19 protein-coding genes and 1 pseudogene are annotated in these 18,378 nt (G+C 37.0%); 12 read left to right on the forward strand and 8 right to left on the reverse strand.

Features of this window, described 5'->3' with window-relative positions:
• Positions 1–36: 36 nt before the first annotated feature.
• The 7 genes from IPK91_11465 (at position 37) to IPK91_11495 (ending at position 6,793) form a co-directional block, all read left to right on the forward strand.
• Complete coding sequence (locus IPK91_11465) at positions 37–1,965, forward strand: PD40 domain-containing protein (protein ID MBK8297872.1); 1,929 nt, start codon at positions 37–39, stop codon at positions 1,963–1,965.
• Positions 1,962–3,368 carry a 23S rRNA (uracil(1939)-C(5))-methyltransferase RlmD gene (gene rlmD, locus IPK91_11470; protein MBK8297873.1) on the forward strand — a complete coding sequence of 469 codons (1,407 nt, stop codon included), beginning with the start codon at positions 1,962–1,964 and terminating at the stop codon, positions 3,366–3,368. Before IPK91_11465 ends, rlmD begins: the two co-directional genes overlap by 4 nt.
• Complete coding sequence (locus tag IPK91_11475; GenBank protein ID MBK8297874.1) at positions 3,365–3,748, forward strand: hypothetical protein; 384 nt, start codon at positions 3,365–3,367, stop codon at positions 3,746–3,748. The genes rlmD and IPK91_11475 overlap by 4 nt, the downstream gene beginning before the upstream one ends.
• Positions 3,732–4,076 (forward strand): hypothetical protein, encoded by a 345-nt coding sequence (locus IPK91_11480; GenBank protein MBK8297875.1) that lies wholly within the window; start codon positions 3,732–3,734, stop codon positions 4,074–4,076. The genes IPK91_11475 and IPK91_11480 overlap by 17 nt, the downstream gene beginning before the upstream one ends.
• The gene (gene rfbA / locus IPK91_11485; protein ID MBK8297876.1) at positions 4,073–4,963 is read left to right on the forward strand and encodes a glucose-1-phosphate thymidylyltransferase RfbA; all 891 of its coding nucleotides are present in this window, start codon (positions 4,073–4,075) and stop codon (positions 4,961–4,963) included. Before IPK91_11480 ends, rfbA begins: the two co-directional genes overlap by 4 nt.
• Before the next feature lie 67 nt (positions 4,964–5,030).
• Positions 5,031–6,188 (forward strand): DUF4153 domain-containing protein, encoded by a 1,158-nt coding sequence (locus tag IPK91_11490; protein ID MBK8297877.1) that lies wholly within the window; start codon positions 5,031–5,033, stop codon positions 6,186–6,188.
• Positions 6,189–6,202: 14 nt separating this feature from the next.
• Positions 6,203–6,793 carry a hypothetical protein gene (locus IPK91_11495; protein ID MBK8297878.1) on the forward strand — a complete coding sequence of 197 codons (591 nt, stop codon included), beginning with the start codon at positions 6,203–6,205 and terminating at the stop codon, positions 6,791–6,793.
• A gap of 7 nt (positions 6,794–6,800) precedes the next feature.
• Here IPK91_11495 and IPK91_11500 read toward each other — a convergent pair whose 3' ends face one another.
• The 5 genes from IPK91_11500 to IPK91_11520 form a co-directional block, all read right to left on the reverse strand.
• Entirely contained in the window at positions 6,801–8,693 is a 1,893-nt protein-coding gene (locus tag IPK91_11500) for an amidophosphoribosyltransferase (GenBank protein MBK8297879.1), read from the reverse strand.
• 163 nt (positions 8,694–8,856) lie between these two features.
• Positions 8,857–9,348 (reverse strand): hypothetical protein, encoded by a 492-nt coding sequence (locus tag IPK91_11505; GenBank protein ID MBK8297880.1) that lies wholly within the window; start codon positions 9,346–9,348, stop codon positions 8,857–8,859.
• 21 nt (positions 9,349–9,369) lie between these two features.
• On the reverse strand, positions 9,370–9,999 hold the full coding sequence (locus IPK91_11510) for a hypothetical protein (GenBank protein ID MBK8297881.1): 630 nt from the start codon (positions 9,997–9,999) through the stop codon (positions 9,370–9,372).
• A gap of 2 nt (positions 10,000–10,001) precedes the next feature.
• Positions 10,002–10,571, reverse strand: coding sequence for an RNA polymerase sigma factor (locus IPK91_11515; GenBank protein ID MBK8297882.1), 570 nt, complete (start codon positions 10,569–10,571; stop codon positions 10,002–10,004).
• Between the two features lie 31 nt (positions 10,572–10,602).
• Complete coding sequence (locus tag IPK91_11520) at positions 10,603–11,538, reverse strand: Inward rectifier potassium channel Irk (protein MBK8297883.1); 936 nt, start codon at positions 11,536–11,538, stop codon at positions 10,603–10,605.
• A 62-nt stretch (positions 11,539–11,600) separates the two neighbouring features.
• On the opposite strand from IPK91_11520, the gene IPK91_11525 reads away from it, so the two are divergent.
• The 3 genes from IPK91_11525 to IPK91_11535 all read left to right on the forward strand — a co-directional run bounded on the left by IPK91_11525 (position 11,601) and on the right by IPK91_11535 (position 13,663).
• On the forward strand, positions 11,601–12,149 hold the full coding sequence (locus IPK91_11525) for a 1-acyl-sn-glycerol-3-phosphate acyltransferase (protein MBK8297884.1): 549 nt from the start codon (positions 11,601–11,603) through the stop codon (positions 12,147–12,149).
• A 359-nt stretch (positions 12,150–12,508) separates the two neighbouring features.
• Positions 12,509–13,351: a T9SS type A sorting domain-containing protein gene (locus IPK91_11530; GenBank protein ID MBK8297885.1), complete on the forward strand. Its 843-nt coding sequence runs from the start codon at positions 12,509–12,511 to the stop codon at positions 13,349–13,351.
• Positions 13,352–13,360: 9 nt separating this feature from the next.
• A complete protein-coding gene (locus IPK91_11535) occupies positions 13,361–13,663 on the forward strand; it encodes a hypothetical protein (protein MBK8297886.1) in 303 nt (100 codons plus the stop codon).
• A 7-nt stretch (positions 13,664–13,670) separates the two neighbouring features.
• On the opposite strand, the gene rnpA is transcribed toward IPK91_11535, so the two are convergent.
• The 3 genes from rnpA to rho form a co-directional block, all read right to left on the reverse strand.
• Positions 13,671–14,057, reverse strand: coding sequence for a ribonuclease P protein component (rnpA, locus tag IPK91_11540; GenBank protein MBK8297887.1), 387 nt, complete (start codon positions 14,055–14,057; stop codon positions 13,671–13,673).
• Positions 14,058–14,077: 20 nt separating this feature from the next.
• A complete protein-coding gene (gene rpmH / locus IPK91_11545; protein ID MBK8297888.1) occupies positions 14,078–14,233 on the reverse strand; it encodes a 50S ribosomal protein L34 in 156 nt (51 codons plus the stop codon).
• 64 nt (positions 14,234–14,297) lie between these two features.
• A complete protein-coding gene (gene rho / locus IPK91_11550; GenBank protein ID MBK8297889.1) occupies positions 14,298–16,010 on the reverse strand; it encodes a transcription termination factor Rho in 1,713 nt (570 codons plus the stop codon).
• A 263-nt stretch (positions 16,011–16,273) separates the two neighbouring features.
• Here rho and serS point away from each other — a divergent pair.
• Both serS and IPK91_11560 read left to right on the forward strand, forming a co-directional pair.
• Positions 16,274–17,553 (forward strand): annotated as a pseudogene (gene serS, locus IPK91_11555) (serine--tRNA ligase).
• An 88-nt stretch (positions 17,554–17,641) separates the two neighbouring features.
• Entirely contained in the window at positions 17,642–18,322 is a 681-nt protein-coding gene (locus tag IPK91_11560) for a zinc metallopeptidase (GenBank protein ID MBK8297890.1), read from the forward strand.
• Positions 18,323–18,378 lie beyond the last annotated feature (56 nt).

Genomic DNA, 18,378 nt, shown 5'->3' on the forward strand with positions numbered 1-18,378 from the left:
ACAAATTTTTAGGTTTATTCGTTTCACCATTCTGAGATGAAACTTTCATTTATTTTTTTGATCCACTTTATTTTATTGTACAATCTGCCTGCGCAGGATGTGATCACTTCAAAGAATGCAAGCAAGTCAGAGCTAAAATTATATCAAAAAGCTGTACAGCATTATCAAAGCAACCAGTTTGAAGAAGCAATTAAGTTATTTGAAAAATTAATTGTTCAAAATCCTAAATTTATTGATGCACAGTTGCAATTAGCATCTGTTTGTTATGATATCAAAGATTATTCCTGCGCTTCAACGCATTTTAATCAGGTGCTAGCTTTGGATTCATTGTTTAATCCTAAAGTTTATTATACCCAGGCATTGTGTCAATACCAATTGGATTTATTTAATGAAGCTGAACAAAATTTACTTCGTTTTATAGAACTGGATACAGTCCATAAAGAGTTGTTGTCAAAAGCACGCATGCTGTTACCTAAATTGCATTTCGCTGATTCTGCTTTCAAATATCCGTTGAAACTCGTTCCAAAACCGATCATTAAACTTAATACAGAATTCTCAGAGTATCTTCCAAGCCTGACTGCGGATGCTAAAATGATGGTCTTTACACGAAGAACAAAATTTAATGATGAAGATTTATATATCAGTCATTTTGAAAATAATGAATGGACTCCAGCGGAACCGATTGATGAATTGAATTCACCAAATAATGAAGGCTCACCTGCAATTTCCCCGGATGGATTAAGTTTAGTTTTCACTTCGTGTGATCGCATCAATTCATATGGAGGCTGCGATTTATACATCAGCTATTTTAAATCTGATCATTGGACAGAACCAATTAATATGGGTGAAAAAATTAATACAGCAGCTTACGAATCTCAGGCTTGTTTTAGTTCGAATGGATCCAGTATTTTTTTTACCAGCAATAGAAAAGGCACCTTGGGTGGATTTGATATTTGGTACAGCAAACGCAAAGAAGACCGGTCCTGGTCTATGGCAAAAAATTTAGGCCATGCGATCAATTCTACCGGCAATGAAGACTGTCCCTTTGTACATCCCAATGGAGGAATTTTATATTATTCAAGTGATTTTTATCCGGGCATGGGTGGTAAAGATTTATTTTATTCAAAACTTTCTGAACAGGGCCAGTGGCAAGGTCCAGTAAATCTGGGATATCCTATCAATTCAAAAGGAGACGAATCTTCTTTTATTGTGTATCCTGATGGAAAACATGCTTGCTTTGCAAGTGACCAAAATCATTTTAATCAAGTTGATCAGAAACTCCGGTTTAATTTAGACTTATTTGAATTGGAATTGCCTGAGCATTTGCATGTAACACCTTCGAGTTATGTTGAGCTGTTTATAAGTGATATCAATACCAATAAACCCGTTGCTACAACCATAAATGTATTTGATTTGAAAAACAAAAGAATTTATTTTAGCAAGGAACTTGAAACAACAGGTCATGTATTAATTTCTGTTCCTACTGGAGCGGACTATGCCTTGCACGTTTCAAATCCGGATTACGTCTTTGAACCGGATCAATTTCGATGCAGTGAAGTTCGTTTAATTTATAATCCATTAGTAATCTATAAAAAGCTTAGAAAAGTGGATCAAACAAACTCAAAACCAATCGTTCTGAAAAATATCTTTTTTGAATCAGGTTCTGATAAATTGAAGCATGAAAGTTTTTTTGAATTGGATGAACTCATTCATTTTTTGCGAAACCAGAAAAACATGAAATTGAAAATAACTGGCCATACAGATGACGTGGGTTCTGTTGAAGATAACCTGCTATTATCTAAGAACAGGGCACAATCGGTAACCAATTATTTAATTAAAAATGGAATCGAATCCGGACGGCTGATTTTTGATGGGAAAGGGGAATCAAATCCTATCGAACCAAATGACACGGAAGCTGGACGTTACCAAAACCGAAGGATTGAATTTGAAATACTTCAACCATGAGAAAAAAATCAATCCGAAGAGAAATCGTGCATGTAACAGGAATTGCACACAAAGGAGCTGCTGTGGGTCGCACTGCAGAAGGCCTGGTTGTTTTTGTGGACCACGCAATTCCGGGGGATCAGGTAGAAGTAATACTCACAAAAAAGCGCAAGGGGGTTTGGCAGGGTAAAACAGAAACTATCTTAATGCCATCACCTCATCGGGTAGAGCCTGTATGTGCCCATTTTGGAATTTGTGGAGGTTGCAGTTGGCAGCATTTGAATTATGCAGAACAATTGAATCAAAAGCAAACGGTTGTTTATGATGCATTAACCCGCATTGCAAAGATTGATCAGGCCTTATTTGAACCCATTTTAGGTGCATCTCAAACCGAATTTTATCGAAATAAACTGGAGTTTACGTTTTCTAATAAACGATGGCTTACAGAAGAGGAATTGCATACCGAACTGGCAGATTCAGATAAACTTGCTCTGGGATTTCATCGACCGGGTAATTTTAATAAAGTGGTGGACATTCAGAAATGCTATTTGCAATCTGATCGCTCGAATGATATAAGAAATTTTATTAAAGATTTTGCAGTCCAGCAAGCATGGGATTTTTACAATATTCATGAGCAAAAAGGATATTTGAGAAACCTGATTATCCGAAGCAATTCTCAAAATAACATCATGTGTATTTTGGTAACCGCTTTTGATGACCAGGAAAAATTGGATGCCCTTCTTGAGGTGTTACCTAAAAAATTTCCGGAAATTGTAAGTTTTTATAAAGTTATTAATCCAAAACGAAACGATAGTTTGTTTGACTTGAATTTTGTAAAAGTATTTGGACAAGATTACCTGACTGAACAAATGGACCATGTAAATTTTCTAATTGGTCCAAAATCCTTTTTTCAGACAAATACACGTCAAGCAACTGAACTGTATCGAATCGTTAAAGACTTTTGTTCATTAAAAGGAACTGAAACTGTGTATGACTGGTATTGTGGAGTTGGAAGTATTGGCATTTATTTGGCAAATTCTGCGCGACAAATTGTTGGAGTGGATGAAATTGGCGAAGCAATTGAAGATGCTCGTCTAAATGCAGACGCCAATCAATTATTAAATTGCAGTTTTTTTCATTCTGACGCAAAAGATATTTCAATTGAAAATCTAGTAGCATCTTATGGAAAACCAGATGTAGTTATCGTCGATCCACCCAGGGCCGGATTGCATGAAAAAGTTATTGAACATCTCAAGCAATTACAGCCTGAAACTTTGGTATACGTCAGCTGTAATCCAGGGACACAGGCTCGTGATCTTGCTTTATTGAAGGAAAATTATCAAGTTATAAAAATTAAACCAGTTGATTTGTTTCCGCATACCAACCATATAGAAAGTGTGGCCTTATTATCTTTGCACAAATGAATGTAGATTTTGAAAAATACCTTCAACTTGAGGACGATTTAAGGCGATACCGAAAAGCTTTAAACGAAGCCCTTGAAATCATGCTTGACCAGGAAGTCAGCAACTATCCGATTTTTATAATTCACCAACAGGAATTAGAAATGGGGGTCAAATTGATTGAAGCCGGACCCGAAACCGGAATTTGGTCTGTGCATGCGTCCAGCCTGGAAGAATTTGTAGTGAAAAGCCTTATAGAAGAAGAAAAAATTTCAGAATTCCAGAAAATTTATAAAAATCATTCTAATCACTTTTGCATTTTTGTTTTATCCGAATTAGGAGCGCAGTTTATTTATTATCCACGTACAGATCAACTTTATACAGAATATGGAAATCTTAATTGATCTGAAACTCATTCGGGAAATTGTTTTCAGAGATGATCAACTTTTGAAGGAAATGTTGGATGAATGGATTCAAGATTCAGATTTAAAAATGAATGCAATTTTGGAAATGGTAAAAGCAAATCATACTGAAAGACTTTTTAATAAGATTCATGAATTAAAGACCAATTTTTCTATGATTCATTGTCCACAGGGAATTCAAAGTTGTGAACAGATCATTGGATTCATAGAAAGACAAGATGCTTTAGATACTTTAGAATTAAATCAACTTAAGTTGATTCTATCTAATGTAAAAAAACAATTGCTAAATCAAATCGAACACATAAAATGAAAGGAATTATACTAGCTGGAGGATTGGGTACCCGTTTATATCCTCTTACATTGGCGATGAGTAAGCAGCTAATGCCTATTTACGACAAACCGATGATTTATTATCCATTGTCAACCCTGATGCTGGCCGGCATCCGGGAAGTATTGATCATTTCAACTCCAAAGGATTTGCCCCATTTTAAAGAACTATTGAAAGATGGTTCCCAGTTGGGTATGAAAATTAGTTATAAAGAACAGTTAGTGCCAAATGGTTTGGCCCAGGCTTTTGTTTTGGGTAAAGAATTTATTGGGAAAGACCCGGTTTGTTTGATTTTGGGAGACAATATTTTTTACGGCCATAAAATTCCAGATCTACTAAAAGCAAGTTCTGATCCTAGCGGTGGGGTAATTTTTGCGTATCCGGTTGCAGACCCGGAGCGTTATGGAGTTGTTGAATTTGATGATGATCTCAACGCCATTTCAATTGAAGAAAAACCTGAGAATCCAAAATCACATTTTGCAGTACCCGGAATTTATTTTTACGATAACAGCGTGGTATTCATTGCTGAAAATTTAAAACCTTCTGCCAGGGGAGAATATGAAATTACTGATGTCAATATAGAATATCTGAAGGCAAAGAAACTTAAAGTTTCTGTGCTGGGTCGTGGGGTTGCATGGTTAGATACAGGGACCCATGAATCGCTCATGCAGGCATCGCAATTTATTCAGGTTATTGAACAAAGACAAGGATTAAAAATAGGATGTATTGAAGAAGTAGCGTATCTCATGGGCTTTATAAATATTGAACAATTGTATGAGCAAGCCTATTTATTGCGCAAAAGTACCTATGGGGAATATCTCATGAAAATCATAAAAATGACCGGATATGTATTTCCGACCCAGGAATAAGCAATTTGGCATACCGTTTTTATAGTAGATTTGGACGAATTTACTTATTTACTTAAATGGAATTCTTATGAAATGGTCAGATTTTTCAATTCCAGTCATTTGGGATAATGCTAAAGATGTTATTTTAAGATTTCCACTTGCTGCACTGTGTGCTGTTGGATTTACTTTGTTAGCAATTAACCAAATTGATACTGGAGTGGATCATTCTACAATTTGGAAACAGCGACTGATGTTTACGCTGGGTACCGGTTTGCCCCTGATGATTGGACTGCATGCCTGTTGTGAATTGTATTCAAAATCAGTCATTCAAAAATACCTGATCTTAGGTTCAGGAATTGCTTTGTTGTTGTTAATTTATTTTGCAATTGCTCCGGATTTTGAATTTGAGCATTTGCGACGTCCGATTCGTTTTCTTTCAATATTTTTAATTTTTCATCTGTTCGTATCGGTAGTCCCATTTTTAAAACCAAATGCTCCATTTGAGTTTTGGGAATACAATAAAAATTTACTAATCCAATGGTATATCGGTGCATTTTATACCTTGGTAATTTATTCAGGACTTGCCATTGCATTGGTTGCAGTGGATCAGTTGTTTGAAATTCATATTGATGGAAAATTGTATATCTATATCTTCTTTATTATTGCTTTTTTTTACCATCCTTTCTTTTTTTTAAGCGGCTACCCAGTATTTAATTTAAAAACTGAAGACAAAGTAGAATGGATCAAAGCGCTAAAGGTTTTGGTCAATTACATTCTGATTCCAATGAGCATGCTTTACTTTGTAATATTATATGCTTTTGGATTTAAAATTTTAGCAAACTGGCAATTGCCTCATGGATGGGTTTCTTCTCTGGTCCTTGGTTTTTCTGGAGTTGGAATATTCAGTTTTCTTTTAAATTTTAAATTAGCAGATTTATATGAAAACAAGTTATCTCGTTTTTATAAAAAATATTTTTATTACGGACTATTACCCCTGGTCTTCTTGCTTTTTGTAGCTATCTATCGGCGACTTTCAGATTATGGGTTTACGCCGCCCCGATATTTTGTACTCATAACAGGGATTTGGTTGTTAGGAATTTGTGTCTATTTTATATTTTCAAAAAAAGATAATATCAAATGGATTCCATTAAGTTTAATGGGATTTTTAATCGTTGGAACCATGAGTCCAATAGATGCTTTCGAAACTACAGTCCGCAATCAGAAGCATCGAATCAAAAAAAGTTAGAAGCTTTGCAATTGATGGAAGCCGGTCGAATGAAATCTGATTTAAGCAGCTTGTCGGTTAATGACAAAGAGCAAATAAAGGAAATGATGCGTGAAATCAAAAGCATCGGAGCACTTGAAGATTTGTCTGATATCATACCTTCGAAAATTGTGATGGACAGTTTAAAAATCAATCAGGATGAATATGCATTGTTTGAAAAGTTGGGTTTAATAGATAGCACCCAAATGGACGCATCGCAATCACAAACCCGATATTTGTCTTATTATGATCGCAACAGCATTCCATTAATACCTGCGGAATGGTTATTTGTTGTGGATTTAAGTGATGGATCAATTCAAGACAGTATTCAGTTGGAAGGACAGCTTTGCAAATGTCTTATTTTAAATACTGTTGTAAAGGATTCAATTTCTTTAGAATCCCTTGTATCAAAATTAGAGGCTAATTATTCAGATGAACATGCGAATACACTTTTAGAAAAACCAGTTGACTTAGAGTCCAGCCGATTTAAATATCGTTTTTTTCTAAAAAATATTAACTACGAAAAAAAGCGGGATGCCTATGTTATTAATTATCTAAACGGATTTCTATTGTGTTCAAAAAAATGATAAAAGCTTAATAAGCCCGAACATCATTTTTCAACATATAATTAATAAAAGCCGTATTGACTACGCGGTAGCCACCTGGAGTCGGGTAGTTGCCTGAAAAATACCAATCTCCGGTATGATGTGGGCAGGATTTATGCAAACCTTCAATTTTTTGAAAAATGATTTCAACTTCAGAAGGTGCATTTTCAGGAGTAAGCATTTGTCCGATCTTTTTAGAAATTGCTTCATAACTATAGACATCATAAAGATCTGCCAAATAATTAGTCATTTTTTCAATGGGTAGATGTTGTTGTGCAAGGCACTTTTCAAGCGTTTCTTCCAAGAGATCTTCTTTATTTTGTTCTTGCAACAATTCTACTAAGGCCTTGAAGGCTGCAAATTTTTCAATTTGAGACATGTCGATTCCATAACAATCCGGATAGCGAATTTGTGGAGCTGAAGAGACCACAATTATTTTCTTAGGTTTAAGAGTAGACAGAATATGAATGATGCTATCTCGTAATGTAGTTCCCCTTACTACAGAATCATCTAAAACCACCAGGGTATCAATTCCAGGCCGGACAACCCCATAGGTTACATCGTAAACATGCGATACCATTTTACCTCGGACTTTATCGTTTGCAATAAACGTCCGCATTTTATCATCTTTAACTACTAATTTTTCGATTCTCGGCTTACTGAATAAAATTTTATTCAGAGAATCGCTAGAAATGGGTTGTGGAAGCTCTAAAATATGTTTTGCCTTGCGTTGGTTGAGATGATCGTATAAACCCTCCATCAATCCATAGAAAGCCGTTTCAGACGTATTCGGAATGAATGAAAAAACGGTATTTTCAAAATCTTCATTTATGGCTTTGATGACTGGCCCGGCTAATTCCCGTCCAAGATTTTTACGTTCCTGATAAATATCGGAATCATTGCCTCTTGAAAAATAGATGCGCTCAAAACTGCAGGACTTTTTTTCCTGTGGCTCGAGGCATAATTCTTCTTTAACCTGACCATTGTATTTAACGATGAGTGCGTTTCCAGGTTTTAATTCTTTGATATCTTCTAATTGCAATTCAAAGGCTGTTTGCAAAGCCGGACGTTCAGATGCCATGGCTACTACTTCGTCATCTTGGTAATAAAACGCCGGGCGGATGCCATTAGGATCCCTTAAAATAAAGGCATCTCCATGACCTATCATGCCCGCAATGACATAGCCTCCGTCAAATTTTTTAGCAGCTTTATTTAAGACATTGCAAACATCCAGATTTTCAAAAATCAGTGGATTTATTTGTTGTTGACTTAATCCTTCTGGTTTATACCAATTAAACAATTGTTGTACTTCCTCATCCAGAAAATGACCGATTTTTTCAAGTACGGTAATGGTATCTGCTTTAATTTTAGGGAATTGACCTAATGAAACCAATTTTTCAAAGAGTTCTTCCACATTGGTCATATTAAAATTCCCGGCTAAAACCAGATTTCGGCTTATCCAATTGTTTTCCCGTATAAATGGATGGACCGTTTCAATGGTATTGTCTCCATGAGTTCCGTATCGTAAATGGCCTAAAAGTACTTCACCCATAAACGGTTTATGGTCTTTCATCCATTGGGCATCATTCAATTGTTCGTCGGTCAGATTATTAAAATGGTGCATAACGCCTTCAAACAAGGCTTGTAGGTAATTTGAGGAATTGCTTCTGCGTCTGGATATATACTTTTTACCGGGCTCCACGTGCAATTTTATGGTTGCCAGACCGGCCCCATCCTGGCCCCGATTTCGTTGTTTTTGGAGTAACAGATGCAGTTTCTGTAACCCATAAAAGCAGGTTCCGTATTTTTTTTGATAAAAATCCAAAGGCTTTAGCAGGCGTACAAAGGCAAGTCCACATTCATGCTTGATTTGGTCGCTCATGAAGGATAATAAGCTGCAAAGTTACGACATATATTGGAAGAAATGTTCCAATGTTCCAATGCTACAATGTTCCAATGGTTCAATACTACAATGTTACAATGTGAAATTGAAGGATTGTTGTGTTGTAAAATTGCAGCATTGCAGTATTGCAGGATTAATAAATTTACCTCCTGTTCATGCCTTTTCCGCCCATTCTATTTTCGCGGCGTTCTTTCAATTTTCGTATGACTTCATGGTTAAATTCCATTTCTGCCGGTTCCAGTTGTGCTAATTTTTGAGGTGGAAGGATGGCTTTAAATTTTTCGTAATAATTTTTCTTTAGGCTGAGTTCTTTTTCCTGGATGCTAAATTGCTCTTCGAGTACTTTATTGGATTCTTCCTCACTCATTTCTTTGTTCCGGGCATCGCGTTTTTGCATGACCATATCTTTTCGCAATTCCATTCGTTTACGGGAAAATTCATTGTAAACCGGCCAAAAGCGAGTGGATTCATCCGTAGTAAGATCTAATTTATTGGTTAGAAAAGCAACGCGCATGGATTCCATTTTTTCCAACATACGTTCCCTTCCTTCAGGACGTTTCTCCGGATCAACTTGTGACCAGCTATATGTAGCCAGTCCGTTGAATATTAAAATGGTAATTAAAAAGCGTTTCATAGATTCTATCGTTTTAATATTTTATTCTAAAATTTGAATTAATAAATCTGAGGTTTCGTCATCGATATCATCATCCATGATTTCAAGTGAATTAATTTCTTCTTCATTGATTACACTTGCAAGACTGGATTGATCAAAATCAACTGCATAGGTTGAAACATATTCCAATAATTCATCTTCAGTTATATTGCTAAAATAATCCACCGGTTTCGGGTCGCTATACAAACGGAATCCCAACCAGGAAATTACCAACAGGACACAGGCTGTTGCGGCATAAGACCAAACTTGTTTAAAATTTGTTTTTACTACTATTTTAGATTCTGAATCCGATGTTTTTTCAAGAATGTTTTGGATCGTAGTATTAAAATAATTTTCTGGAACTTTAAATGGATTTTGGTGTAACGATTCTGGTATTTGACCGCTTTCAATTTTATTTAAAATTCGATTTGGAAATTCTTCAAAATAATTTTCTGGAACTTTAAAAAGATCATTTTGTGATTCATCAAATTTATTATCCAACCGAATTTGATTGATGATAGAATCAGCAACCTGGTCCATATAATTTTCAGGAATAACAAATCCCGAACTTCCTTTTAGCAAGTCCTCCATAGGCAACTTAGGATCTGATTCTGGATTGGTTAGGTGGTTCATTATTAGATTAATTCTTTTTGTTTAAAATAGTCTTCAATTTTTTTAACTGCATGATGATAAGAAGCTTTTAAAGCTCCTTCTGAAGTTTGCAATACTTCAGACATATCTCGATAAGACATTTCATCATGATAGCGCAACAAAAAAACCTGTTTCTGTTTATCCGGCAATCGGCTCAAGGCATCTTGTAATGCCAATTGAATTTCATTCCCATCAAAATAGGGATCTGCTTTCAATTGACTGATTGCTGGATGTTCATCCTGATCCTCGACAAAATCATATTGGAATTTTTTATTCCGTTCGATGAATGTTAAACTTTCATTGGTAGCGATCCGGTACAACCAGGTAAACAAACTACTTTTTTGTTCAAATTGTCCAATGCTCCGATACACTTTGATAAATGTATTTTGAAGAACATCGTCTGCATCATCATGCGACAAAACCATTCTACGAATATGCCAATACAATTTTTGTTGATATTTTTCAACAAGGGCTCTGAATCCTTTTTCCAGGCTTTCCGGTTTTTTGATCCAGTCCAGGAGTTGTGAATCCTCCACTTGTTTTGTTGCGGCCATCAGTATGTAGACTTTATTTTAGGTAATTCGTTTAATTCAGTGATTCGTATTCTCCAATTTTGTGTAGATACAATTGGGTGCGCCCTTCTTTAAATTCAAACATGGGTTTAAATTTGGCATTAAAAACCACGCGTTCAGCACTATAGGACTGCATCGAATGTACATTTTGATTGTAGGATTCGTCAAAGCCACGCAGTAAAATCATAACTTCCAAATCGTATTTCTCCATATTAGCGAGGTCTAATCCATGCAGCGGACTTTTATCATCAATAATATGATTTAAGGTCCAGTTTAATGGAAATAGGGCAATTTTACTGATTTCCAAGCTCAGATTTCTTAAAATGCGACTGTTGGTTTCTTCTGGGGTACAGCCTACGATCATGGTAGCTTCCATGTCAATGAGGGTATTGCTTAGGGCATTGGCGATTCGCATTTGCAAGCCGTAAGTTCCTTTAAAGGGGGCAATCAAAACATGATCTGAATACAAAATCTTAGCGCGGGGTTTACTGAATTTTGCATAGACCAAACTGGTTATAATTGCCAAGGTAAGTAAGCCGGCTAAAGCTTCAAATCCTGCAATACCCGAGGCAAGGAATCCGACAGGATGCATGCCACCATACCCAACGGTTGTAAATGTTTGAACGCTGAAGAAAAAGCACTGATAAAATTCTTTCCAAATCGTTTCATTGGTAATTCCTACGATACGCCAAGAGCCTGCCATGAAATAAATAAATCCAAAAATTAGATTTATCGCAACATAATAAGCCAAAATAAGACTTAGAAAAATGGGCCAACGCATTTCAATCAATTCGTGGTACCAACTTTTAGCAGAAACACCAATCCGTTCAATGTTAAATTGACCTTGGTCCGTAATCATTCGATTCTTAGTTTGGGAATACGATTTTCCAAAACCAAAATCCTCTTTATTTGGGTCCAATTGAACGCCGGTTTTTGCTGTTTCAGCCATATTTAACCCTACTCTTTAACAAACGAATCCATTAGATTTGCAAACCTAAAGATATTTCAGAAATGTTACGAAAGTTGGCTGCATGGGTACTCAAAATCTGGGGATGGAAATCTACAGGTTTCGAATCACTACACCAATTGCCCAAATTTGTAATTGCAATTGGTCCGCATACTTCAAATTGGGATTTTCTTGTTGGAATCCTGGTCCGGTCGGCTTATGGAATTAATAAGGTGCGGTTTTTAGGAAAAGACAGTTTGTTTAAACCCCCATTCGGTTTCGTTTTTCGTGCCTTAGGAGGCTATCCAGTCAATCGTCAACAGCATCACAATCAGGTCGATGCATACATTCAAGCTTTTAATGAACACAATGAATTTGCCATTGTAATTGCTCCAGAAGGGACCCGAAAAAAAGTCCATAAATTAAAAACGGGATATTATTTCATAGCAAGGGGAGCGGGCGTTCCAATCATTCCAACGATCATGAATTACCAAACCAAATCAGTAGATTTTGGATCTCCATTTTATACAACAGATAACGAGCAAAAAGATCTTGATTTTCTTACGAATTTTTTCAAAAACAAACCTGGAAAATATCCGGAACTCTGTTTTTAAATAACAGGGAAATGCTGCAATGGTGCAATGCTGCAATGTTTCAATGGTCTAATGGTCTAATGGTCCAATGGTCCAATGGTCCAATGGTCTAATGGTCCAATGGTCTAATGGTCCAATGGTCTAATGGTCCAATGGTCTAATGGTCCAATGGTCTAATGGTCCAATGGTCTAATGGTCTAATGGTCTAATGGTCCAATGGTCTAATGGTCCAATGGTCAAAAAGCCTCTAGTCAATGGTCGATTGTCAATTCTCTATCCTAGTCTCTAACCTTTTCCCCTTATTCCCTCTTCCCTCAATTTAACCTTTCTTTAAAATCCGAGTCTTAATACTAATTGTACCTTTGAAGAGCTTTTGGACTATGAAAAAATACGTTTACTTTTTATTTTTAATGACTGCCTTGGGTGTTTTGACGATGTCAAATCGAAAAGGAAGGGCCACAACGGTAGGCTTAGGAAGTACCGGTGCACCGGGAGATGATGCAACGGTTTGTAAATCCTGCCATAACGGTCCAATTGAAGTAGGGGTTCAGATTACGGTTTTGGAGCAAGGAGACACCATTTTAGCTTATGAGCCTGATAAAACCTACCAAATACATGTTCGCGTAAATCATACAGGTGGCACCATCCCTAAAGCGCATGGCTTCCAAATGACGGTATTAAATGCTCCGAAAGGAGTCAATGGACCGGATTTAAAGGATTTGTTACCATTGAGTTCAAATGTAAAATTAGTTTCCGTACGCAACGGTCGTTTGTATGCCGAACATCCAGAGCGAAGTACCCCAAATTTATTTGAAATACAATGGAAGGCACCTGGTATAGGTTCCGGACCGGTTACAATCTATGCTTCAGGAAATGGAGTGAATTCCAATGGAGATGACAGTGGAGACGGATCTGCAAAAAATTCGGTTCAACTGGAAGAAAAATTAACTTCTTCAACAGAAACTGGAATGGCCTCTGCGCTGAGCGTTTACCCCAATCCATTTTCTGATAAATTTTATTTGCAGGGCGCAGGTCCTGATCTCAAACAAATTGATTTGGTAAATTTATTTGGAAAAACTTTGCAACGATTTCAAGTAAATGAATCCAGCAAGTTTTTTAATTTATCGGAATTAAATGATGGAATTTATTTTGTAAAATTTTTAGATGCAAATCAAAAAATTATCAAAACACAAAAAGTTTTAAAACGTACTGTAAGACCTTAACCAATTCATATGGGAGACAATTTGTTTCCTGAATACAGCGAACAATTTCTTGAAGATGCCGATCATGAAAAAAAATGGTTGGCAATTATTCAGCAACGCGTAGAAGAGTTATTGGAGAAAGATCCGGGGCTTTTATTCAGTCATTTGTATCGACTGGATGTTGAAGAATCCATTCTGCAAACAATATTAAAAAATGTGTCATCCGATCAGCTTCCAACCGCCATTTCAGAGGAAATATGGAAACGTCAAAAAGCAAGAATCATGAGTCGGAAAAACAATCCGCAAGGATGGATTTTGGATTCTGATTTTTAAACCCATATTATGCATTCAGCTTTCCTAATTTCTTCAACAATTGATGAATGGCTTTTTCTAATTCGGAATATTCTGGTATTATTTTCCCAATTAAAACCAGCAACAACAAGACTTGATAATTGCTGGATTCAGGAATGTATTCTTTCCAACAGGTTCGATAGACTTCCCGGATTCGCCGTTTAATCAGATTTCGGTCGTGTGCTTTTTTAAATAAGCGTTTAGGTACAGAAATTGCTAATTGTGGTGCAGTTTCACCTTCTTCGGGCAATTTTGAAATATGATATTTTAAAATTAATGGATGAGCAAACAGCGAACTTGATTCCGCAATTAATAAATCAATTTGCTTTTGAGACTTAATCCGGAGCCTGGCAGGAAATTTATGATCTGGGCTCACATTTGTTTAGGATAAACGGCTTATTTTGAACCACCTTCATCAGAAACACTCAGACGAAGTCTTCCACGAGCACGACGACGGGCAAGCACTTTCCTTCCGTTTTTGCTTTTCATACGGGATCTAAAGCCATGTTTGTTGGCTCTTTTTCTTCTGGAAGGTTGAAATGTACGTTTCATAATTCGATGATTATCAAGGCCTTAATTAAAATGGACTGCAAATATACGATGATTTATTAAATTATTACCGACTATTCATAGAAATCAAAAATTCTTCATTGGTATTGGTACCAACCATATGTTTTTTAACAAATTCTACGGCTTCCTCAGGTTTCATATCGGCGAGGTGGTTACGGAGTACAAACATTTTTTGAATGATCCCATCGTCCAGCAATAAGTCTTCTCGTCGGGTACTGGATTTGGTGAGGTCAATGGAAGGATACAATCGCTTATTTGATAAAGTCCGGTCTAATTGCAATTCCATGTTGCCCGTTCCTTTAAATTCTTCAAAAATAACCCCGTCCATTTTAGATCCGGTGTCAATCAAAGCAGTCGCAATAATGGTAAGCGAACCCCCATGCTCAATTTTACGAGCAGCTCCAAAGAATTTTTTTGGTTTTTGGAGTGCATTGGCTTCCACCCCACCAGAAAGTACTTTTCCTGATGAAGGCGCAACCGTATTATAAGCCCGGGCCAATCGGGTAATTGAATCTAATAAAATGACGACATCATGACCGCATTCAACCATCCGTTTGGCTTTTTCCAACACGATATTTGCAACGCGCACGTGATTGTCTGCCGGTTCATCAAAAGTAGAAGAAATGACCTCCGCATTTACATTGCGTTTCATGTCAGTAACCTCTTCCGGTCTTTCGTCAATCAATAAAATCAATAAGAAACATTCCGGATGATTGGTTGAAATGGCATTGGCGATATCTTTTAATAAAAAGGTTTTACCCGTTTTTGGTTGAGCTACAATCAAGCCTCTTTGACCTTTTCCAATCGGTGTAAATAAATCAATCATCCGATTGCCGTAATCTCTTCCACTTGGGCTGGTCGTTAATTTAAATTTTTCATTAGGAAACAAGGGCGTCAAATAATCAAACGGAACGCGGTCACGAATCATAATCGGATCCAGTCCGTTAATTTTTGAAACTTTTAATAATGCAAAATATTTTTCACCATCTTTTGGTGGACGAATTGCACCAACAACCGAGTCGCCTGTTTTTAATCCAAATAATTTTATTTGTGAAGGAGATACATAAATATCATCCGGAGATGATAGATAATTATAATCTGCACTTCTCAAAAACCCAAATCCATCCGGCATCATTTCCAATACACCCGCTCCTTCAATCACACCTTCAAGTTCCACAACAAATAAAGGTTCAGCAGGCTTTTGAAATTCTCCGGCTTCTGCATGTTGCTGAGCAGAATTATCACCATTTTCAGTTTGCCCTTCTGGATTATCATTTCCACTGGAATCATAGCGATTCGGTCTTCTGTAATTATTTTGGCGATAATTTCCTTGACGTTGATCTCTGTGTCGATAGGGCGGTCTCTGGTCTTCTTGTCCAACGACCCTTTCTTTCGCAGGTTCGGTTGTTTCAACAGCAGTTACTTCAGGTGCTTGAATCACTTCAGGTTTTATTTCATTAATTGTTGGAGCTTCAGATTCTTCTTCTACAGCGGCATCTGCGTTTTTAATTACGCGTCTTCTGCGATGACGAACATTGTGTTCGTCTTCCAGAATTTCATAACCTGGTGCTTGAGCATTTTCTTTAGAATCCACATTGGTATCGGTTGCAACGGTACTTTTATTTAAAGCTTGTTGATCAAGGATTTTATAAATTAAATCCTGTTTACTTAATTTTTTAGAATTTTCTAAGCCAATTTTTTCTGCTAATTCGCGAAGTTCAGGAACCAGCATGTCATTTAGCTGCAAAATGTCGTACATAAATATTGAATTGATGGGAAGGTGGAAAAAAGTAAATAAATAATGATTTGAATAAAAACGATTTGTTTTCAGAGGCTTCCAATAATCAAAAACCAAATAACAAAACTAATTTTTGAAAAAGACTAAGGAAAAACTCTGGAGATGCGAAGAATTGAAAAACTATCGGTTTCGCCCTGCAAATATACTACGACCTATTGATTTTTCATCTTTTTTAATAAAATTTACTTTTTTGCAGTAACATTGCCCAATAGAAACACCGAGATATGCTTGAGCTCCGAATAATTCGAAATGAAATGGAACGTGTCCTGGAAGGGTATCGAAAACGAAATCTTCCAGAAGAGCTTTTGGCATTGATTCCTGAAATAATCGCCTTGGATGACACCCGAAAAGCCAGCCAGCTTTTAGTCGATAAAAATCTGGAGAAATTGAACATTCTCTCTAAGGAAATTGGCGAATTTTTTAAGAGCGGAAAAGCCACCGATGCCGAATCTCGAAAACTTGAGGTGGTGCAAATAAAAGAAGCCAATTTAAAACTGGAAGAAGCCCTGGAAGCCGCCAAATTGGGAATCGAAGAACGTTTATTGGTATTGCCCAATGTACCCTATGTGCTTGTGCCTGAGGGAAAACCCCGGAAGACAATTTGGTGTATAAAGCCTGGACGGCAGATTTGCCAAAATTAGCGGCGGGAGCTTTACCCCACTGGGAGCTTGCAAAAAAGTATGATTTGTTTGATATGGAATTGGGAGTGAAAATTTCCGGTTCTGGTTTTATCGTATATCGCAACAAAGGAGCCAAACTCCAAAGAGCTTTAATCAATTTTTTTCTGGATGAGGCCACGAAAACCGGCTATGAAGAAATTCAGGTTCCTTTGTTGGTCAATGCAGATTCCGCCCGTGGGACCGGCCAATTGCCTGACAAGGAAGGCCAGATGTATTATGCAGAAAAAGACAATCTTTACCTGATTCCGACTGCTGAAGTCCCTGTTACCAATATCTACCGGGATGTAATTTTAAAAAAGGACGATTTTTCTATAAAAATGTGTGGGTATACCCCTTGTTTCCGCCGCGAAGCAGGATCATATGGGGCACATGTAAAAGGATTAAATCGCGTCCATCAGTTTGATAAAGTTGAAATTGTGCGGATCGAGCATCCAGACCGTTCGTACGGTGTTTTGGAAGAAATGCTGGCGCACGTGGAGGGTTTATTGATTAAATTGGAATTGCCCTACCGGATTTTAAGGCTTTGTGGCGGGGATATGGGCTTTGCTTCTGCCATGACCTATGATTTTGAGGTCTATTCAGCAGCCCAGGAGCGTTGGTTGGAAGTGAGTTCGGTCTCTAATTTTGAAACCTTTCAAACCAACCGAATGAAGCTCCGGTTTAAAAATGAAAAAGGTGAATCCGTTTTGGCACATACGCTCAACGGATCAGCATTGGCTTTGGCCAGAATTGTGGCAGCTTTATTGGAAAACCACCAGGATGCCGATGGAATCGTAATTCCCGAAGCACTCAGACCCTATACAGGGTTTGACCGGATCAATTAAGAAATATTTAAATTTTAAATTGGAATCTCTTGTCTTGCTTTATTGTTTATAAATACAAAAAACACATATGGTATTAAATGCTGATTACATGATTTGGTATATTTTGACAATTGCATTGTCTTTAGTGGGAATGTTTGTTTCCAACAGGCTGCAATCCAAATTTAAAACCTATTCCATGATGGGACTGAGGTCCAATTTATCGGGTAAAGAAGTAGCAGAATCTATGTTAAAGTATTACGGCATCCATGATGTCCGTGTACAGGAATCTCAGGGTTTTTTAAGTGATCACTACAACCCCCTCGATAAAACCGTAAATTTAAGTCCGGATGTATATCAAGGTAGAAGTGTAGCTTCTGCTGCCGTTGCCGCTCACGAATGCGGACATGCTGTTCAGCACGATACGGCGTATGCATTTTTGCAATTGCGTTCGAAAATTGTTCCGGTTGTTAAAATTGCATCCACCGCACAACAATTTTTATTGTTGGCTGCATTTATGTTGGCCAATACATTTCCTTCTTTGCTTTTAATTACCATCTTCACATTTGCAATCACTACGATTTTCAGTTTGATTACGTTGCCGGTAGAATTTGATGCCAGCAAAAGAGCTTTGGTTTGGATTAACGAACAGGGGGTTGTGAGTGGACGGGAATATACCGGAGCGAAAGATGCATTGACTTGGGCTGGATTAACTTATTTAGCACAGGCTTTATCTTCTTTGGTCATGTTGCTTTATTTAGTTTTGCGTTATATGGGAATTAACAGAGACTAATCAAATAAAATTAGTTTGAATTACAACAGCTGTAATTCTGTTTGTAATTTTGTTAA

The sequence above is a fragment of the Saprospiraceae bacterium genome (assembly GCA_016712145.1).
Lineage (GTDB): Bacteria > Bacteroidota > Bacteroidia > Chitinophagales > Saprospiraceae > Vicinibacter.